Origin of the sequence: Streptococcus sanguinis (assembly GCF_003943735.1) — a bacterium.
Lineage (GTDB): Bacteria > Bacillota > Bacilli > Lactobacillales > Streptococcaceae > Streptococcus > Streptococcus sanguinis_E.
Genome location: NZ_RJMV01000005.1, coordinates 15,703 through 33,652 on the forward strand (window position 1 = coordinate 15,703; position 17,950 = coordinate 33,652).

The 17,950-nt window shown below is 42.1% G+C and carries 21 protein-coding genes; 11 read left to right on the forward strand and 10 right to left on the reverse strand.

Features of this window, described 5'->3' with window-relative positions:
* Positions 1 to 117: 117 nt before the first annotated feature.
* The 6 genes from D8877_RS06890 to lysS all read left to right on the forward strand — a co-directional run bounded on the left by D8877_RS06890 (position 118) and on the right by lysS (position 5,424).
* Positions 118 to 594 (forward strand): glutathione peroxidase, encoded by a 477-nt coding sequence (locus D8877_RS06890; RefSeq protein WP_125352857.1) that lies wholly within the window; start codon positions 118 to 120, stop codon positions 592 to 594.
* Between the two features lie 214 nt (positions 595 to 808).
* Positions 809 to 1,666 (forward strand): glycoside hydrolase family 25 protein, encoded by an 858-nt coding sequence (locus D8877_RS06895; protein ID WP_002894996.1) that lies wholly within the window; start codon positions 809 to 811, stop codon positions 1,664 to 1,666.
* Between the two features lie 142 nt (positions 1,667 to 1,808).
* Entirely contained in the window at positions 1,809 to 2,657 is an 849-nt protein-coding gene (locus D8877_RS06900) for a DUF368 domain-containing protein (RefSeq protein ID WP_185755720.1), read from the forward strand.
* A complete protein-coding gene (locus tag D8877_RS06905; protein ID WP_125352861.1) occupies positions 2,650 to 3,135 on the forward strand; it encodes an aminoacyl-tRNA deacylase in 486 nt (161 codons plus the stop codon). Before D8877_RS06900 ends, D8877_RS06905 begins: the two co-directional genes overlap by 8 nt.
* A gap of 62 nt (positions 3,136 to 3,197) precedes the next feature.
* Entirely contained in the window at positions 3,198 to 3,833 is a 636-nt protein-coding gene (locus D8877_RS06910; RefSeq protein ID WP_125352863.1) for a histidine phosphatase family protein, read from the forward strand.
* Positions 3,834 to 3,933: 100 nt separating this feature from the next.
* Positions 3,934 to 5,424, forward strand: a complete 1,491-nt coding sequence (lysS, locus tag D8877_RS06915) for a lysine--tRNA ligase (protein WP_002894992.1) — start codon at positions 3,934 to 3,936, stop codon at positions 5,422 to 5,424.
* Positions 5,425 to 5,523: 99 nt separating this feature from the next.
* On the opposite strand, the gene D8877_RS06920 is transcribed toward lysS, so the two are convergent.
* From D8877_RS06920 to D8877_RS06930, 3 genes are read right to left on the reverse strand one after another with little or no spacing between them, the layout of a single operon-like run.
* Positions 5,524 to 6,792, reverse strand: a complete 1,269-nt coding sequence (locus tag D8877_RS06920; RefSeq protein ID WP_125352865.1) for an ABC transporter permease — start codon at positions 6,790 to 6,792, stop codon at positions 5,524 to 5,526.
* A complete protein-coding gene (locus tag D8877_RS06925) occupies positions 6,792 to 7,490 on the reverse strand; it encodes an ABC transporter ATP-binding protein (RefSeq protein WP_125352867.1) in 699 nt (232 codons plus the stop codon). Before D8877_RS06925 ends, D8877_RS06920 begins: the two co-directional genes overlap by 1 nt.
* Positions 7,474 to 8,637, reverse strand: a complete 1,164-nt coding sequence (locus D8877_RS06930; RefSeq protein WP_002931019.1) for an efflux RND transporter periplasmic adaptor subunit — start codon at positions 8,635 to 8,637, stop codon at positions 7,474 to 7,476. Before D8877_RS06930 ends, D8877_RS06925 begins: the two co-directional genes overlap by 17 nt.
* 210 nt (positions 8,638 to 8,847) lie before the next feature.
* Between D8877_RS06930 and gorA the strand changes: the two genes are divergently transcribed.
* Positions 8,848 to 10,197, forward strand: coding sequence for a glutathione-disulfide reductase (gene gorA / locus D8877_RS06935; protein WP_125352869.1), 1,350 nt, complete (start codon positions 8,848 to 8,850; stop codon positions 10,195 to 10,197).
* A gap of 354 nt (positions 10,198 to 10,551) precedes the next feature.
* Here gorA and D8877_RS06940 read toward each other — a convergent pair whose 3' ends face one another.
* Positions 10,552 to 11,283, reverse strand: coding sequence for a cyclase family protein (locus D8877_RS06940; protein WP_125352871.1), 732 nt, complete (start codon positions 11,281 to 11,283; stop codon positions 10,552 to 10,554).
* A 471-nt stretch (positions 11,284 to 11,754) separates the two neighbouring features.
* Here D8877_RS06940 and D8877_RS06945 point away from each other — a divergent pair, with 471 nt between their 5' ends.
* The gene (locus D8877_RS06945; RefSeq protein ID WP_125340925.1) at positions 11,755 to 12,300 is read left to right on the forward strand and encodes a biotin transporter BioY; all 546 of its coding nucleotides are present in this window, start codon (positions 11,755 to 11,757) and stop codon (positions 12,298 to 12,300) included.
* Positions 12,301 to 12,403: 103 nt separating this feature from the next.
* Entirely contained in the window at positions 12,404 to 12,949 is a 546-nt protein-coding gene (locus D8877_RS06950; RefSeq protein WP_125352873.1) for a biotin transporter BioY, read from the forward strand.
* 24 nt (positions 12,950 to 12,973) lie between these two features.
* Here D8877_RS06950 and D8877_RS06955 read toward each other — a convergent pair whose 3' ends face one another.
* Positions 12,974 to 13,186: a YdbC family protein gene (locus tag D8877_RS06955; protein WP_004186157.1), complete on the reverse strand. Its 213-nt coding sequence runs from the start codon at positions 13,184 to 13,186 to the stop codon at positions 12,974 to 12,976.
* Between the two features lie 90 nt (positions 13,187 to 13,276).
* Between D8877_RS06955 and D8877_RS06960 the strand changes: the two genes are divergently transcribed.
* Positions 13,277 to 13,633: a hypothetical protein gene (locus tag D8877_RS06960; RefSeq protein ID WP_002897226.1), complete on the forward strand. Its 357-nt coding sequence runs from the start codon at positions 13,277 to 13,279 to the stop codon at positions 13,631 to 13,633.
* A 26-nt stretch (positions 13,634 to 13,659) separates the two neighbouring features.
* On the opposite strand, the gene D8877_RS06965 is transcribed toward D8877_RS06960, so the two are convergent.
* The 3 genes from D8877_RS06965 to D8877_RS06975 form a co-directional block, all read right to left on the reverse strand.
* A complete protein-coding gene (locus D8877_RS06965) occupies positions 13,660 to 13,983 on the reverse strand; it encodes a CHY zinc finger protein (protein ID WP_125352875.1) in 324 nt (107 codons plus the stop codon).
* A gap of 72 nt (positions 13,984 to 14,055) precedes the next feature.
* Positions 14,056 to 15,342, reverse strand: a complete 1,287-nt coding sequence (locus D8877_RS06970) for a peptidase U32 family protein (protein WP_125352877.1) — start codon at positions 15,340 to 15,342, stop codon at positions 14,056 to 14,058.
* Positions 15,343 to 15,560: 218 nt separating this feature from the next.
* Positions 15,561 to 16,490, reverse strand: coding sequence for a peptidase U32 family protein (locus D8877_RS06975; protein WP_185760193.1), 930 nt, complete (start codon positions 16,488 to 16,490; stop codon positions 15,561 to 15,563).
* Positions 16,491 to 16,620: 130 nt separating this feature from the next.
* Between D8877_RS06975 and D8877_RS06980 the strand changes: the two genes are divergently transcribed.
* On the forward strand, positions 16,621 to 16,923 hold the full coding sequence (locus tag D8877_RS06980) for a DUF3270 family protein (RefSeq protein ID WP_002894977.1): 303 nt from the start codon (positions 16,621 to 16,623) through the stop codon (positions 16,921 to 16,923).
* A gap of 121 nt (positions 16,924 to 17,044) precedes the next feature.
* On the opposite strand, the gene D8877_RS06985 is transcribed toward D8877_RS06980, so the two are convergent.
* Complete coding sequence (locus D8877_RS06985; protein ID WP_125352881.1) at positions 17,045 to 17,527, reverse strand: YtxH domain-containing protein; 483 nt, start codon at positions 17,525 to 17,527, stop codon at positions 17,045 to 17,047.
* 15 nt (positions 17,528 to 17,542) lie between these two features.
* On the reverse strand, positions 17,543 to 17,941 hold the full coding sequence (locus D8877_RS06990; RefSeq protein ID WP_002897219.1) for a DUF948 domain-containing protein: 399 nt from the start codon (positions 17,939 to 17,941) through the stop codon (positions 17,543 to 17,545).
* Positions 17,942 to 17,950: the final 9 nt, after the last annotated feature.

Genomic DNA, 17,950 nt, shown 5'->3' on the forward strand with positions numbered 1-17,950 from the left:
ATACCACCTTTTGGATTGAAAAAAAAGCACTAGCGCAAAGACAGGGACAATCATGGCTTGCTTTGCCTTATTTATATAAAAATGTGATAAGATAGGAAGCAAACAAAGGAGGAGAACATGACAGACATTTATGATATCGAAATCCAAAAACAAGACGGAAGTCCGCAAAAAATGAGTGATCATAAAGGAAAGATTCTGCTGATTGTCAATACAGCGACCGGCTGCGGCTTCACTCCTCAGTATCAAGAACTGCAGGAACTCTATGAGCGCTATCAGAAAGACAGATTTGAAATCCTGGATTTCCCCTGCAATCAGTTTGGCCAGCAGGCTCCTGGAGACGCTGCAGAAATCAACAGCTTTTGCAGCCTTAACTACGGAACGACCTTTCCTCGATTTGCTAAGATTGATGTCAACGGCCCTCATACTGCTCCACTCTTTGACTGGCTCAAAAAAGAAAAGGGCGGTCTTCTGGGCGAAAACATAAAGTGGAATTTCACAAAGTTTCTGGTCAGTCGAGACGGAACAGTCATCAAACGCTTCTCTCCACAAACCTCTCCCCAAAAGATAGAAGAACTCATTCAAAAGCTATTATAATATTATAAAAGGTAGGAAAAAGCAAAACGATTTATCCAACGGCAACTCATCTTCTATAGCCTGACTAATTTCTTTAAAAACAAGACATTTTGGGCTTTCAAAACGTCTTGTTTTTGCTTTATAATATTTCAATTATATTACATTTCATTCATTTTCCAGCAATTCTGGGGATATTTTTTGCTTTTTTATTTGTTTTAAGTTAAAATAAACCAGTATGAGGAAGAGGATTAAACCGCTTGCAATCCTAATTTTCTTTGCTTCTTTTATCGCTTTTATTTTGATAAGCAAGCAAATTACTGACTCTCAGGAAAAGCAAGCACAGGCAAAAATTTCACAAACTAAACAAACTCCAAGTTCCTCAAAAAAAGAGGAAACATCTGATGATTCGTCCTTGGATGAAGAGTTTATTTCCAGACCAATCATTGACATTTCTGGCTGGCAGCTGCCAAGTGAGATTAATTACGACTTACTCGCACAGAATGTTTCAGGAGTAATTGTCCGTGTTCATAGTGGAGCGCAGGCAAAAAAAGAAAACGCAGCAACTCATCTGAATGGTCTGGACAAATCTTATGAAAGACACATCAAAGAATTTCAAAAGCGCAACATCCCTGTTGCTGTCTATGCCTATGTGGCCGCCAATAGCAAAAAGGAAATGGAAAAAGAAGCCGAAAGTTTCTACAAGGCTTCTGCCAAGTACCATCCAACCTATTATTGGCTAGACGTCGAAGAAAAGACCATGTCTGACATGAATGCGGGAGTTGAAGCTTTCCGAGCGAAGCTAGAGTCACTGGGTGTTAAAAATATTGGTATCTATATTGGAACATATTTTATGGAGGAGCATAGCATCTCTACCGATAAGTTCACAGCAATTTGGATTCCGACTTATGGTAATGACGACGGCTACTACAATGCTGCACCAAATACGGAGCAAGATTACGACTTGCATCAGTACACATCACAAGGTCAGCTGACTGGTTTCTCTCATTATCTTGATTTGAACCAGCTGTCAACCTTGAAAGACCAAACAGCTACTTATCAAAAGCTATTTACAGTTCCTAAAGAAAGCCAATAGCTCAGAGCGACAGAACAAGTCTCAAAGACTGCTGTCGTTTTTTATTGTCAAATAATAGGAAATTTCCAGCCGTTTCCTCTTAATAAAGCCTATATTTTATGATATAATGATTTGATAAATGAAATTAGAAAAGGAAAATACAATGATTTCTTGGTTGAATAGAACTTTCAAAGGAATGGTCATTGCACTTGGCTTTATTTTGCCGGGAGTTTCAGGCGGTGTTTTAGCAGCTATCTTAGGTATTTACGAGCGCCTGATTCATTTTTTAGCACATTTAAAGGAAAACTTCGTCGAAAATGTTCTCTATTTCATACCAGTTGGAATCGGAATGATTTTAGGAATAGCTGCCTTCTCCTATCCCGTCAATCTGCTACTGGACAACTACAAAGTGATTGTCCTTTGGGGATTTGCCGGAGCTATCATCGGGACTGTTCCAAGCCTCATTAAAGAGTCTGTTGCTAAAAGTGAGCGTGATCGGATTGATATTCTCGTTTTCTGGGTCAGCCTCATCGTCTCAGGAATTTTTCTTTATTCCCTAAACGGTATGGTCGGCACCTTGCCAGCCAACTTCCTCTCTTTTATCTTAGCAGGAGCCTTGATTGCACTGGGCATTTTAATTCCCGGACTTAGTCCGTCCAACCTTCTCCTGATTTTAGGCCTCTATGCCCCTATGCTCAATGGCTTTCGCAAACTGGATCTCTTAGGTACCTTTCTTCCGATCGGAATAGGAGGCGTCTTGGCTCTGATTCTCTTCTCTAAGCTCATGGATCATATTTTGAAAAACTACTACTCTCGTGTCTATCACTTTATCATTGGCATCGTCCTATCCAGTACACTTCTCATTGTAGTGCCTCAAGCAGGAAACAGTGAAAGCATTAGCTATCATGGAGTTTCTATATTGACACTTGTCCTTGCAGCCTTTTTCTTCGGATTAGGAACTTGGCTGGGACTCTGGATGTCACAATTAGAAGAGAGATATACTAATGGCTAAAAAAACAAAAATCAAAAAAACACTGGTCGAGCAAATTTTAAGCAAGGCTAAGATTGACCATCGAGGTCTACAGCTAAATGCCTTAGCTGAACAGCCAGCCGATGACTTGGACCGTTCGCGGATTTATAAAACCTTGGCCTTGACAGGAGACAAGACTGGCACACTAATCGGTATCTTACCTATCACAGAGCATCTGTCCGAAAAGAAAATGGCCAAGATTTCCGGTAATAAAAAGGTCAGTATGATTCCCCAGAAAGATTTGGAAAAGACAACGGGCTATATCCACGGAGCCAATAATCCTGTCGGTATCCGTCAAAAGCACAACTTTCCAATCTATATCGACCAGTCAGCTCTAGAGCGAGATAGCATTATCGTTTCTGCCGGTGAAGTCGGCCGCAGTATTGAAATCAAGGCTCAAGATTTAGCAGATTTTGTTCAAGCTGACTTTGCAGACCTCAAGGAGAATTCTAGCTCATAATTCTTCAATACTGCACCTAATATTCTCAATAAACTCTAATAAGAAAGAAACAATCAACCACTATGAAATTATATTTTGTCCGACACGGAAGAACGGAATGGAATCAGGAAGGCCGCTTTCAGGGAGCCAGCGGTGATTCGCCACTGCTGCCAACCGCCGTTGAAGAACTGCAAACCTTAGGAAAACATCTGGCTCAGACACAATTTGACAAGATTTACAGCAGCGATCTCCCACGCGCCATTCGCTCTGCTGAGATTATCCAAGAAGAAAGCCAGTTTCCGACTGAAATCGTATCAGTACCTGAACTGCGAGAATGGCAGTTGGGAAAATTGGAAGGCGCAAAAATTTCTACCATAGAATCTATCTATCCACATCAGATGACAGCCTTCCGCCACAACCTCTCACAATTTAATCATACTTTTTTTGACGCTGAGTCGGTCTACCATACAACCCACCGGACAATTTCCTTTATCAAGACCTTAAAGGACAAGGACTATGAACAGGTCCTCATTGTCGGGCACGGTGCTAACTTAACCGCCAGCATTCGGACTATGCTAGGCTATGACACACCTCTTTTGCGCAAGAATGGCGGTCTGACCAATGCTAGTATCACCATCCTTGAAACAGAAGACTTTGAGAATTTTGAGCTGATCACTTGGAATAATACGGATTACTTAGTTGAAAAGGCAGAAAATTAAAGCTGGATTTCTAGCTTTTTTTCTTACTTTATAGCCAAATATAGATGAATTTCCCTATCTTTTGTGTTAAAATAGGTAGGAAAACTTTTGGAGGAAAAACATGACTACTGAACATATCGAGGAATTAAACGACCAGCAGATTATCCGCCGTGAAAAAATGGCTGCGCTGGCTGAGCAGGGAATTGACCCTTTTGGCAAACGCTTTGAGCGAACTGCTAACTCTGCTCAACTGAAAGAAAAATACAACGATAAAGATAAAGAAGAATTAAACGAACTCAACGAAACAGCTATTATCGCTGGCCGTCTCATGACCAAGCGTGGCAAAGGAAAAGTTGGCTTTGCCCACATCCAAGACCGTGAAGGCCAAATCCAGATTTATGTTCGTAAAGATGCTGTTGGTGAAGAAAATTATGAAATCTTCAAAAAGGCGGACTTAGGGGATTTCCTCGGTATCGAAGGTGAGATTATGCGGACAGATATGGGGGAGCTTTCTATCAAGGCAACCCACCTTACTCATTTGTCTAAGGCTCTGCGTCCCCTGCCTGAAAAATTCCACGGCCTGACAGATGTTGAAACCATCTACCGCAAGCGTTATTTGGATTTGATTTCCAACCGCGAAAGCTTTGAACGATTTGTCACTCGTTCAAAAATCATCTCAGAAATCCGCCGTTACTTGGATGGACAAGGCTTCCTTGAAGTAGAAACTCCTGTCCTCCACAATGAGGCAGGCGGTGCTGCTGCCCGTCCATTTATCACCCACCACAATGCCCAAAACATTGATATGGTGCTGCGGATTGCAACCGAGCTTCACCTTAAACGTCTCATCGTCGGTGGTATGGAGCGAGTTTATGAGATTGGCCGTATCTTCCGTAACGAAGGAATGGATGCAACTCACAATCCAGAATTTACTTCTATCGAGGTTTACCAAGCCTATGCAGATTTCCAAGATATCATGGACTTGACTGAAGGCATTATCCAACATGCAGCTGTCTCTGTAAATGGAGATGGACCAGTCAACTACCAAGGAACTGAAATCAAAATCAACGAACCGTTTAAACGCGTTCACATGGTTGACGCCATCAAGGAAATTACGGGTGTTGACTTCTGGCAAGATATGAGCTTTGAAGAAGCTGCTGCCTTGGCTCAGGAAAAGAAAGTTCCGCTTGAAAAGCACTTCACCGAAGTTGGCCATGTTATCAATGCTTTCTTTGAAGAATTTGTGGAAGAAACCTTGATTCAGCCAACCTTTGTCTACGGTCATCCTGTAGCAGTATCACCTCTGGCTAAGAAAAATCCAGAAGATCCACGCTTCACAGACCGTTTCGAGCTCTTCATTATGACCAAAGAATATGCCAACGCCTTCACTGAGTTGAACGATCCAATCGATCAATTATCTCGTTTTGAAGCACAGGCCAAAGCCAAAGAACTGGGGGATGACGAAGCAACTGGCATTGACTATGACTTTGTTGAAGCTCTGGAATACGGTATGCCACCAACTGGAGGTCTAGGAATCGGTATCGACCGGCTGGTTATGTTACTAACAGATGTAACTACCATTCGAGATGTCCTGCTCTTCCCAACGATGAAATAATCTGTATTTTATACAATCTTAAGAAAACAAATCCTGCTGGAATTCCAGCGGGATTTTTTACATCATAAAAAAGTCTGGGAAACCAGACTTTTTGTTGTACTATTCATACCTCAGTGCTTCAATTGGATCCAATTTGGATGCTTTATTGGCCGGTAAGATTCCGAAGAGAACACCGATGGTTGCTGAGAAGAGAAGGCTAACGATGCTGACCGTGAGTGATACCATCACTGGAGTTCCTTCCAGCATTTGACTCATGGCCGAGCCTAGTACAGACGCAAGTCCCGCAGCTAGAACCAGTCCAATCAAACCACCAATCAGTGTCAAAATCATAGACTCAATCAAAAATTGCATCAGTATGTTGCCACGTGTTGCTCCCAGAGCTTTTCGAAGACCGATTTCACGAGTCCGCTCAGTGACCGATACCAACATGATATTCATAACGCCGATACCACCAACAAAGAGAGAGATTCCGGCAATGGCTCCGATAACACCTGTCATGGCACCATAAATATTTTGCACTTCCTGATAGAGGGCACTATCATCTGTCACTTGATATTCGCCCTGTTGGAGACCAGCAATTTCTGTTAATTTCTTGGCAACCTTAGGGCCAAGTTCTGGAACTAAGCTTGTATCATTCACTCGAAGAACAATCTCTGAAATTTCATCTACTCCAAAGTTTGCGGCTATGAGAGTATTGGTCGTAATGGCATTGCCACCATAGACCTGCATGGAGCCAGATGCAGCAGCAGTTTCAGGATCCCTATAAACCCCAATCACCCGATAGTTACTGGCACCTACTGTCACAATTTTATTGATGGCTTCTTCAGCGGAAGAAAAGAGAGTCGCAGCCAGATCTTCGTCCAGCAGCACAACACTGGCAAAGCCTTGATAGTCTTGCTGCCTCAAAGCGCGACCAGCAATGATTTTATATTTTTTCACCTGAATATAGGTCATGTTTGCGCCGACAAAATTGACGCGCTCAGCCTTCTTATTTTCATAGCTAAAGGTTTCCATAGCAGAGTTGGTCACATAGTATCCGTCCACTCCCTTGATATGGGTCAATTCCTTAACCCAGGCTTCCTGAGCCTTGGGTGGTTCCACCACTTCTTCGCTTTCATCTTCTACATTTACTGAATAGAGATCAGCCGTTTGTGTGTAGGATCCGTCTTTGCTCTTTTTAGGAGAAAAGACGAGACGCATATTTTTCTGACTTTTGGTAAAACTCTCATTGACCCGCCGGGTAATGGAATCTCCTAAGGCCATGATAACCACAACTGAAGCCACTCCGATAATAATCCCAATCATGGTCAGAAAAGACCGCATCTTGTGTCCAAGAATGGAGCTAATGGCAAATTTCCAGTTTTGCATTAGGCTAGTCCTCCTTCCTTAGAGCTATCAGATGAGATGACACCGTCACGAATGACAATCTGCCGTTTGGCATAGGCAGCAATCTCAGGCTCGTGGGTTACCATGATAATGGTTTTCCCTTCTCGATTGAGCTCAGTTAGGAGCTCCATAATCTGCTCACCAGTCTTGGTATCCAGGGCCCCCGTCGGTTCGTCAGCCAGAATCAGAGAAGGATTATTGACCAAAGCACGCGCAATGGCAACCCGCTGCTTCTGTCCACCAGAAAGCTCTGAAGGCAGATGATGCATCCGCGTGTCCAACTCCACCTTGGTCAGAAACTGCTCGGCCAAGGACTTGCGTTTAGACTGACCGACACCTGCATAGATCAAGGGCAGTTCCACATTTTGCAAGGCGTTGAGCTTAGACAAGAGAAAGAACTGCTGGAAGACAAAGCCAATTTGCTTATTTCGAACCTTGGCCAGCTTCTTATCACCTAGCTTAGCAACTTCTTCGCTTCCTAGATGGTATTCACCAGTGGTCGGACGATCCAGCATCCCAATGATATTCATCAGAGTAGACTTACCAGATCCAGACGGTCCCATGATGGCAACAAACTCACCCTCTTCAACCTCCAGACTGATGTCTTTTAATACCTGCAGTTCCTGGTCTCCATTGCGATAGCTCTTATTAATATTTTTTAACTCAATTAGCTTCTTCATAAGATTTCACCTCTTGACCGTCTTTCAAGCTATCTGTCGGATTGATGATAACTTTACTATCCTTTGTCAAACCAGATGAGATTTCTTGATTTTCAGCATCAGCATTTCCGAGCGTTACTTCTGTCTTCTTGGCAACTCCTTTTTCCAGGACCCAAACATAGTTCTTGTCTCCGTCCATTACCACACTGCTGACTGGCACAATGAGTCCCTGAGTATTGTTTTTAACTTCAATGTTGACAGAGAAACCTTGCTTGAGTTCACCAATCTCACTGGTAATGTCAATTGTAAATGGATATTTGGAACCTGAAGCTGTTCCGCTACCACCTGTTCCAGACGGTTGAGCTGCTGCCTGCTGGCCGTCTTTCGGATAGTTGGAAATGTAGCTGATTTTACCAGTCCATTTTTTATCTGGGTAAACTTTTGATGTAATGGTCACTTCTTGACCGACAGACAAGTTAGCCAGATTGTATTCGGATAATTCACCCTTAATCTGCAGATTTCCATTGCTGACAATGTGAACCAAGGTTTGAGTGGCACCAGTTGTTGATTTTGAAACATCACGGTTAACTTCTACGACCGTACCATCTGCTGTGCTGGTCACTGTCAAGGCATTGAGAGTAGCTTGTGCTTTATTCATATTATCAACTGCATCAGCCCGAGCATCGCGCAGGTCAGCTGCCTGAGACTCTACAGAACGCTGAGCCTGAGCTTCAGACGCACCATCTGCTTCTTCGTCGCCAGTCGTATTTACAGTCACACCATTGGTCTGCAAGTCATGCAATTGACGATCAGCTTTGCTAACCGCCCGAGCAGCCGCATCATAAGCAGCCTGAGCCTCTGCACTTTTATAAGTAACCAATGCTTGACCGGCTGTCACTTGGTCACCGACATTGACCAGTACATTTTCCAAGTCACCTTTGGTGCTGTCATAGTAGATGTACTGCTCGTTGCTGGCTGTGACATTTCCTGTCAGTAAGACTGAAGAAGCCACTGAGCCTTCCTTGGCCTTCTGAACCAGAGGAGTCGTGTCGACAGGCATCTCAGAAGGATTCCCTCCGTTTAGAAACATGAAGAGAATTGCTCCTGCAACAACTGCAATCGTAGCTCCAATAATGCTAAATAATTGCCATTTCTTTAACTTTTTCATCTTTTTTCCTCCTCTTGATGAAAACGATTTTCTTTTGTTATATTATATCACAAGGCTATCATAATTCTTCTAAAAAAAATTTACAGTTTTTCACAAATGGTTGCTATTTTATCTCAGATAGTCACTCCTCTCAAATCCGTAGCAGATTTTTGCATTCACTTGCTAAAAAAGGTACAATTACCTCATATAATAGAAGGAGATTCTAACAAGATGAAAGAATTTGATATGATTGCTATTGGCGGTGGCAGCGGGGGAATTGCTACCATGAATCGGGCCGGCGAATACGGTGCCAAGGTTGCCGTTATTGAAGAAAAGAAACTAGGTGGCACCTGTGTCAATGTCGGCTGTGTCCCAAAGAAGATTATGTGGTACGGAGCTCAAATAGCTGAAGCTATCCATCATTATGGACCAGACTACGGCTTTACCTCTGATAATCATGCTTTTGATTTTGCTACTCTTCGGAAAAATCGAGAAGCTTATATTGACAGAGCACGTTCGTCCTACGATGGTAGCTTCAAGCGCAATGGTGTTGAGCTGATCGAAGGCCGTGCCCGTTTTGTGGATGCAAATACTGTCCAAGTCAACGGTGAGCTTATTCGCGCCAAGCATATCGTTATCGCAACAGGTGCTCATGCTGCTATTCCAAATATCCCTGGCGCAGGTTACGGAGAAACTTCCGATGATGTCTTCGCTTGGGAAGAGTTACCTGAATCTGTTGCCATTGTCGGAGCAGGCTATATAGCAGTTGAGCTAGCCGGAGTGCTCCATGCTCTAGGAGTTAAAACAGACCTTTTTGTTCGTAAGGATCGACCGCTGCGCAACTTTGACAGCTATCTGATTGACGGTCTGCTCCAAGAAATGGAAAACTCTGGGCTCCAGCTTCATACCCATAAGATTCCGCAAAAGCTTGAAAAACTTACTGATGGTCAGCTCAAGCTCTATTTTGAAGATGGCAGCAGCCACACAGCCCAGCATGTTATTTGGGCCATCGGCCGTAAGCCAAATGTTCAAGACCTCAATCTGGAAGCAGCTGGCGTAACTCTCAATGAACGTGGCTTCATCGCTGTCGATGAGTACCAAAACACTGTGGTTCCAGGTATCTATGCTCTAGGCGATGTAACAGGTGAAAAAGAATTAACTCCTGTTGCTATCAAGGCTGGACGAACTCTGTCTGAGCGTCTTTTCAATGGTAAAACAAATGCTAAAATGGACTACTCAACTATTCCAACTGTTGTCTTCTCCCATCCCGCTATTGGGACAGTCGGCCTGACTGAGGTAGAGGCTATCAAGACTTATGGAGCAGAAAATATTCACGTTTACACATCTAGCTTCACATCCATGTACTCTGCTGTCACCCAACACCGCCAACAGGCCAAGTTCAAGCTCATCACTGCCGGTGAGGATGAAAAGGTCATTGGCCTGCACGGCATTGGCTACGGAGTAGACGAGATGATTCAAGGCTTTGCTGTTGCTATGAAGATGGGCGCTACCAAGGCTGACTTTGATGCTACAGTTGCTATTCACCCGACTGGCTCCGAAGAGTTCGTGACCATGCGATAAAAAATTCAAAATCAGAAGAGGTTTGGTATTCCAGCCTCTTTTTGACTTCTGCTACCATTTTATAATAAAGATGATGACCGTTCCATAACCTAATCTTTCATTTTACAGACGAATCTTACATTTTTGTAAGATTGTAAATTTTAGCTATTTCAGGTTCATTTGACTTTCCTTTCAAATATCAGTCTAATGAAAGAAAGTCAGATTTTTTTCAGACCATAGACTACTGCATCACTATTTTAAAGGGTAAATTGTCAAATATCCATCAAGAAATTCCAAAAATTATAAAAAGCAATCTATTTATTAGTTATTATATGAGACAAGGAGCCTGAAATGAAACCTCAGACTCCTTTTTCATTATGGTAAAATAGCTACAGCCCTCACTGGTGAACCGCTGGCCTGATGCCAGTTTGGAAAGCTGATCGAGATGAGAGCACCCTTAGCCGGCAGCTGATCCAGATTGGTCATAACTTCCAGCTGGTAAATGTCCTGCTCCAAAAGATAATATTCATTGAGTAGTCCATGCTCCGCTGTGGGAATACCCGCATCTGTATCAAAAGTTTCGTGGCCTACCGCCTTGACACCACGCTCATGGATAAGAAACTCTAGAGCATCCTGTCCCCACCCAGGAGTATGCTGAACCTCCTGATCATCCAGATTTCGCATGGCAGATTGACTTGGCCAACGCTTGGACCAATCTGAGCGAAAGGCAACAAATGTTCCTGGCTCAATTCTCCCGTGCTCCGCTTCAAAATCTAAAATATCCTGCTTGCCCAGAATAAAGTCTGGATTCTCTGCTACTTCCTTAGACTTATCAATAACTACCAAAGGCAGAAAAAGATCTTTTAGCTCAATCTCTTCCAACCAGCGACCACCCTCCACAAAGTGAATCGGAGCATCAATATGAGTCCCGTACTGGCCAACTACAGAAAACTGCTGAACATGAAAACCATCTTTCAAAGTGAAAATATCCTTTTTCTCCAAGGCAGGCAGAGCGGGAAAATGCGGACTATCTTCCTTGATCTGATGGGACAAGTTGACCCATTTTTTCTCCTGTAGTTTCTGATAAATTTTTAATAAATCTGTCATAGCCTTCTCCAATCTAGTCAGTCTTGCTTTGGAAAGATGTTGATTACGCACCCACACCTCTAGCAAAAACTCTTATTTACTTTTGCATTATTATATCAATCAAAGTGTGCTGCTGCAATTCTTTATAGCTCTTTTAGATAATCCTTTTTTATTGATAAGAATATAGTTTGAAGCTATAGCTAATTTTTCTAATGAAACCTATTCAAACATTGAAAATTTTGATATGATAGAACAAAGCAATCCAGAAACGAGGAAAACAGATGAGTAAAACGAAAAAGCTTCTTGCAGCCTTGGGTATTCTTTTCTTTAATATTTTTGGTCTTATCGCCTTCTTTGTCTTGCTTATCAGAAGCAAGAAACGAAAATAAGAATCTGTCTGTATATTTGTCTCGTCCGATTAAGAAGGACTTGACTTTTTTTTATTTAGCTTTTAAAATAGTTACCATAAAAATAAAAAGAGGTTTACTATTTATGAACAAGAACAAAGCATTTCTTCTTGCCCTCCCAGCTATCGGAGCTGCTTTCCTAGCAGTCCTGTCCCAATTTACTATTTCCATCGGCCCCATTCCCATCACGCTACAGACTTTTGTTATCGGCTTAATTGCGACGATTTTCAAACCTCGCGAAGCGGTTTTGTCAGTCATTATTTATCTATTGCTGGGAGCTATTGGTCTGCCGGTCTTTGCTGGAGGAAGCGGTGGTTTTCAGGCTCTCTTTGGCCCTAGCGCCGGCTATCTCTGGTTCTTCTTACCCTTTTCGTTTGTGACATCCAGTCTGACTCATAAGGACAGTACTTTCTATATGATTTTTATAGCCAATGTATTGGGTGCCGCTCTCGTCTTTGTCGGTGGTATCTTAGGGCTGCAGTTTTTTGGAGGACTTGATTTCTCTAAGTCAGTAGAGGTTGGCCTAACTCCTTTTATCCTGCCTGGATTGATAAAAATTATTGCCATCACCATTATCAGCATCCCTATTTTTAAGAGTCTGAAATTTCATCCCTACTTTTCAGAGAAATAAGAATCTGTCTGTATAATTGTCTCGTCCGATTAAGAAGGACTTGACTTTTTTTTATTTAGCTTTTAAAATAGTTACCATAAAATCAAAAAGAGGTTTACTATTTATGAACAAGAACAAAGCTTTTCTTCTTGCCCTCCCAGCTATCGGAGCTGCTTTCCTAGCTGTCCTATCCCAGTTAACTATTTCCATTGGTCCCGTTCCCATTACGTTGCAGACTTTTGCTGTCGGTTTGATTGCGACAATTTTCAAACCTCGCGAAGCGGTTTTATCAGTCTTTATTTATCTGCTGCTGGGAGCTATTGGCCTGCCGGTCTTTGCTGGAGGAAGCGGTGGTTTTCAGGCTCTCTTTGGCCCAAGCGCCGGATATCTCTGGTTCTACTTACTCTTTGCCCTTGTGACATCCAGTCTGAGCCACAAGGACAGTCCTTTCTATATGATTTTTATAGCCAATGTATTGGGTGACGCTCTCGTCTTTGTCGGTGGTATCCTAGGACTGCATTTCTTGGGGGGGCTTGATTTCTCTAAGTCAGTCGCGGTTGGCCTGACTCCTTTTATCCTGCCTGACTTGCTAAAAATGATTGCTATCACCATTATTAGCATCCCTATTTTTAAGAGTCTGAAATTCCATTCCTACTTTTCAGAGAAATAGAAAAAACTGATAGAGCTTTCTCTATCAGTTTTTAAATGCATCCACGAGAATTTGGAATTCTTCATTAGAAAGGGTAATCCCCTTGCCCATTTTGCTGTGGTCTGGGCTCCAAGTCCGAATATCGTACTTAGCTGGTGCTCCGTTAAAGCTAACTCGGTTGAGTTCCTTGGTCCAGCCCTTGTCATTTTCAGATAGGACCAGAAGTTTTTCTTCGATTTCGAATGTAAATTCTGCCATATTTCACCTCTTGTTTTATTTTCCAACTAATAATTCGTAAAAGAATTTACAATTTAGGGAATTTTGTTATATAATATATTGTAACAAGTTATGGAGATTTTAGCTATGAAAAAATATCTCGAAATGATTTTACAAAGAGCCAACGAATTTATCAGTGGCAAAAAGAATGAACAAGGACCAGAGGACAGCGGCCGCATCCTGCGTACCATCGAGTTAGCTCTGCGTAAACAATCTGGTGTCCACGTTATCTTTCTGGATAAAAGCTTCACCGGCGACATTGTTAAATACGATCGCGAGCGCCAGCAGCTGATTATCAAAAATTTCAAGAAAAGTATGACCACTATTATCCGCGTGCAGGACATAAAGCGAATCAGTCTCGTACCCAATAATATCCGTGAAGCCCAAAAGAAAGACATTCGCATCACCAATCGTCGTTTCAAAAGATAACTCTTCCATCCAACTGGATGGAAGAGTTATTTATTTGTCTGAAAATAAATTGATCGATGCTTCTTACAGCCAGGGTTAAAGGAATGTTGACAGAAAGGGCAGGTATCCTCACAGCCAAGGTACTGAGAAATAGTCAGCTCAGTCCTGCAATGACCACAAAGAACTACTCGATCTTCTGAGCGACTCACAGGATAGGCTAGAAAAGCATGGTCTTCGTAGCGGTCATGACAGAGAAAGCAAGGATAGTATTTCTGACAAGCAAAGCACTTAAGAGCTATGACATCTCTCTCACTATGATAATGCTGGCAGCGAGTCTCCTCATCAAGAGTATCTCCGTAAACCTGAATCATGCTATTTCCTCTCTGATAACCTCAATTCATAAAGATGGCTTTTAGATTAAAAAGCCACCTATGAATATAAGATTAAGCTCGGACGGTCACGCTAGTGCCATCTTCCTTATAAAGATTAATCAAGCCTTCCTTTCGAGCCCGCACCATATCGCCAGCCTCTACAGGCTGCTCCAAGTGAATGGTCAGAAGCTCCATCGGATTAGGAGCCCGATCAATTTTGTTACCATCAGCATCACGAAGGTCTGTGATAAAGGTTTCAAAATGACGGAAGCCCGGTCCGTAAAACTCAACCTGATCGCCTTCATGGATAACATTTCGCTGACGAATAGTCGCTGTCTGACTGTCTGCGTCATAGGCTACTACTTCTGCTACAAATTTGTATTCTGGAATCTTACGCCTCGCTCCGAACAGCTGCTCATTCTCAGTTGGAGTATGATAGTAGAATCCTGTGGCCAATTCGCGTTGAGCAACCTTCCACATCTCATCAACCAAGTCCTGCTTGATAGCTTCAAACTTTTCAGGACTTTCTAGATAAGCATTTACAGCTGCTTTATAGCAGTTAGTCACCGTGGAAACGTAATGAATAGACTTCATCCGTCCCTCAATCTTCAAGCTATCCACTCCATTTTCAATCATGTCTGGTATGCGGTCAATCATGGACATATCAACTGCGGACATGGAAAATTCTTCCGGAACTTCCCCCTTCAAGCTCTTACGTTCTTGACCAAAGGGCATATCGTAGAGGTCATATTTCCAACGGCAGGATTGTGAGCAGCCTCCACGATTGGCATCGCGCATACTCATGTGGTTGGATAATGTACAGCGTCCAGAGTAGGAAATACACATTGCTCCATGAACAAAGGCTTCTATTTCAACATCAGTCCGTCGGCGAATTTCTGCCAGTTCAGCCATAGAAACTTCGCGAGCTAGAACAACGCGAGTTAGTCCTAGATTTTTCCAGAACTCCAGCGTTTCATAGTTGGTCGCACTGGCCTGAGTTGACAGATGGATTTCCAGACCAGGTGCTTCTGATGCTGCAATAGCAATCAAAGCTGGATCTGAAACAATGACAGCGGCAATCCCGATGTCTCGCAAACGGCGGAACCACTCACCAGCTCCCTCTTCATTTCCCTCGTGCATGACCATATTGGCCGCGACATAGACCTTGGCACCATAACTAGCCGCAAAATGAACCCCTTCTTCCATCTGTTCAAAGGTAAAGTTCCCAGCCCGGCTGCGCAGACCATAGGCTTGTCCGCCAATAAAAACAGCATCTGCTCCATATCGAACAGCTACTTTTAGCTTTTCCAAAGTACCAGCAGGTGACAACACCTCTGGTCGTTTTAACTTTCTTGCCATCATTTTCTCCTATTTGCAATATAAAAGTGTTGATGTCTAATCCTTATTATTTTATAGTAATTTACCCCTAAAAGCAAGGTTCTTTGAATTATTTTCACAATTCTAATTTCCAGATTTTTCGAATTAATTCAAAAAACATCTATTTTTTAATCCTATTTTAGTAAATATCAATTTTGTTCTCAAAAAAGAACTCCTAAAAGGAGTTCTAGTTTAAATATTTATTTTACCATATCAGGGTCATAGTCATAAAATCCGGTATCGAGAAAACGATTTTTCGGATGCAGTTTGTGAATCGCCTCATCCAGCACAAAGGCTTGGTCTGAGCTAAACTTGCCTGCTTCAATCAAATCTCTCGCCTCTACAAAAATCTTAGCAATCTCAACAAAGTTGTGACCAGGTGTGTAGAGACCTTCCAACTTCCAGTTGCAGAAGCCATGGTCAACCAACTCTATCAGCTTGGTCATCAAATCCAAGTCATTATTGGCAAAAATATGAGTACCATGATTGTCCTCAAAAATCGAGTAATGGCTCTGCGGATCGCTTGGTTCCGCCAGAAAGAGGTCTCGCTCCCGTGTCTTTTCATCATCAATATGAGTAAAATTATAGTAATTCTGCAAAAGAGGACGCTTGGAGTGATGGATGACACTAGCTCCGTATACCAAGACTTCAGCAGGAATTTCCAGAATTTCTGGCATCTTAAAAAGCTCAGCAGAAGGAATCTCACGCGCTAGGACAGCTTCTGAAACTCCTGCGTTCTTAGCCCAAAAGTTAATCTGACGGCTGCTGGTAACCATGGTCGAGGCATCGTAAATGGTCTTTAATTTATAACCATCGCGCTGCAGCACATAGAAAACACCAGCATCACCAACGGTAATATAATCTGCCCCAATCTCCTGCAGAAAATCAAGATAGGGCTTGATCTTATCCATCATTTCTTGATGCATGAGCGCGTTCACCGCAACGGTCAACTCTTTTCCTGCTTGGTGAACCAAGTCAGAAATTCGATTTAATTCGTCTAAATTAAAATTATGAGGTAAACGAAGGCCATAATTTTTCTCTCCGACATAAATTCGATCGACATTCGCCTTCAAAAGTTCCTCAACTTGTTCTATACTTTCAGCTGTTGCTGTAATAATTATCTTTTTCATAAAACCATTATAGCAAAAAAATATAAAGGAGTGGTTTTTCATTCGAATTTATTCGTTTTGTAACTCTTTTGTAATATTTAAAACTGCAAAAAAATGGTAGAATTAGAGGGTACTGTAAGGAGAGAGAATTATGCACGTAAGAAAATACCAACAATATGATGACCCAACTGACTACTACTACCAAGAAATTGAATCTGAACAAACACCACTCTATCAAGAGTACTTACCTGAAGCAGAAACGTCACCAAGATTAAGTGAACTCTTTTTCTTCTTAAATATTGCTGTTTTCTGTGTCTTGACAGTTTTGTTTAGCTTTGTATTTTTGAGTTTAAAAATGAATACATTTATGTCCTTCACTTTGGCCATTGCTTCCAGCCTGATTAGCATTCAATCTTATCGCCTGTTCGCAAAGAAACGCCAAACTAGCAAATAAACCAACCTTGTGATTCTACGATTTTAAAATATAAGAAAAACCGACGACGCTTTAAGTCCTCGGTTCTTTTTTTCATTCTTGTAAACAAAGAAGACTAGCAATTTTGCTAGTCTTCTTTGTTTTATTTTTCTTCTTGACTGTCTGTTTCAACAGCCTTTTCTTCTTGTCCTTCTGTCGCTTCTTCTCCGAAGTCAATGATGATTTCTTCTGAAGATTCCTCTTCTTCCTCTTGAAAGATTACAGGCTCTTCCTCTGCAAAGCTGCTTTCTTCTTTATCAAATTTTTCTTTGATTTCGTTAAACTTATCTTGTGAGTAGTCAACGACTGACTTGGTCGTTTCTTTGACAGATTCGATGACTGTTTCAGTTGTAATCTCGCCTTTCTCAACCTTTTCTTTGGTTTGTTGAATTGCACTGACAGCTTGATTTGAAAAGTCTTTAGCGGACTGAACGACAGCTTCGTGTATATCATCAGGATTTTCTTGATATTCCTTTACAAAGTCCCGAACCTTATCTGTCGTTTCCTTTCCTTTCTTACTGGTCAGAAAATAGGCAGCAGCTGCACCAGTAACAGCGCCCAATAACAGTGATGAAAATTTTCCCATAATAGACCTTCTTTCTTATTTTTTAAACAATTTTGAAGCAAAACGCAAAGCAGATAAACCAGCTGTAGTTTTGACGGTTCCTTTACCAGCAGACACCGCTTTTTTACTCAGCGTACGCGCCTGAACGTTCAAATCTGAAACGGACTCAGACAGGTCCGCCACAGCTGTAAACAAAGGATCAATGGTTGCGACTTTTTGATTGATGTCGTCAGTTAAGACATTGACCTTGGCCAGTAAATCATTGGTTTGGTGAAGGGTCACGTTGACATCAGAAGTCAAGACCTTGATGGTATTTTCTGTTTCATCAAGCATCTTACCAGCTTTCTCGCCCAGATTTTTGACAGTAATCGTCAAATAAATCACGAAGATAATAAGGGCAACCGCCAGTAAAGCATAAGCAATTTCAATTATCATATTTATCTC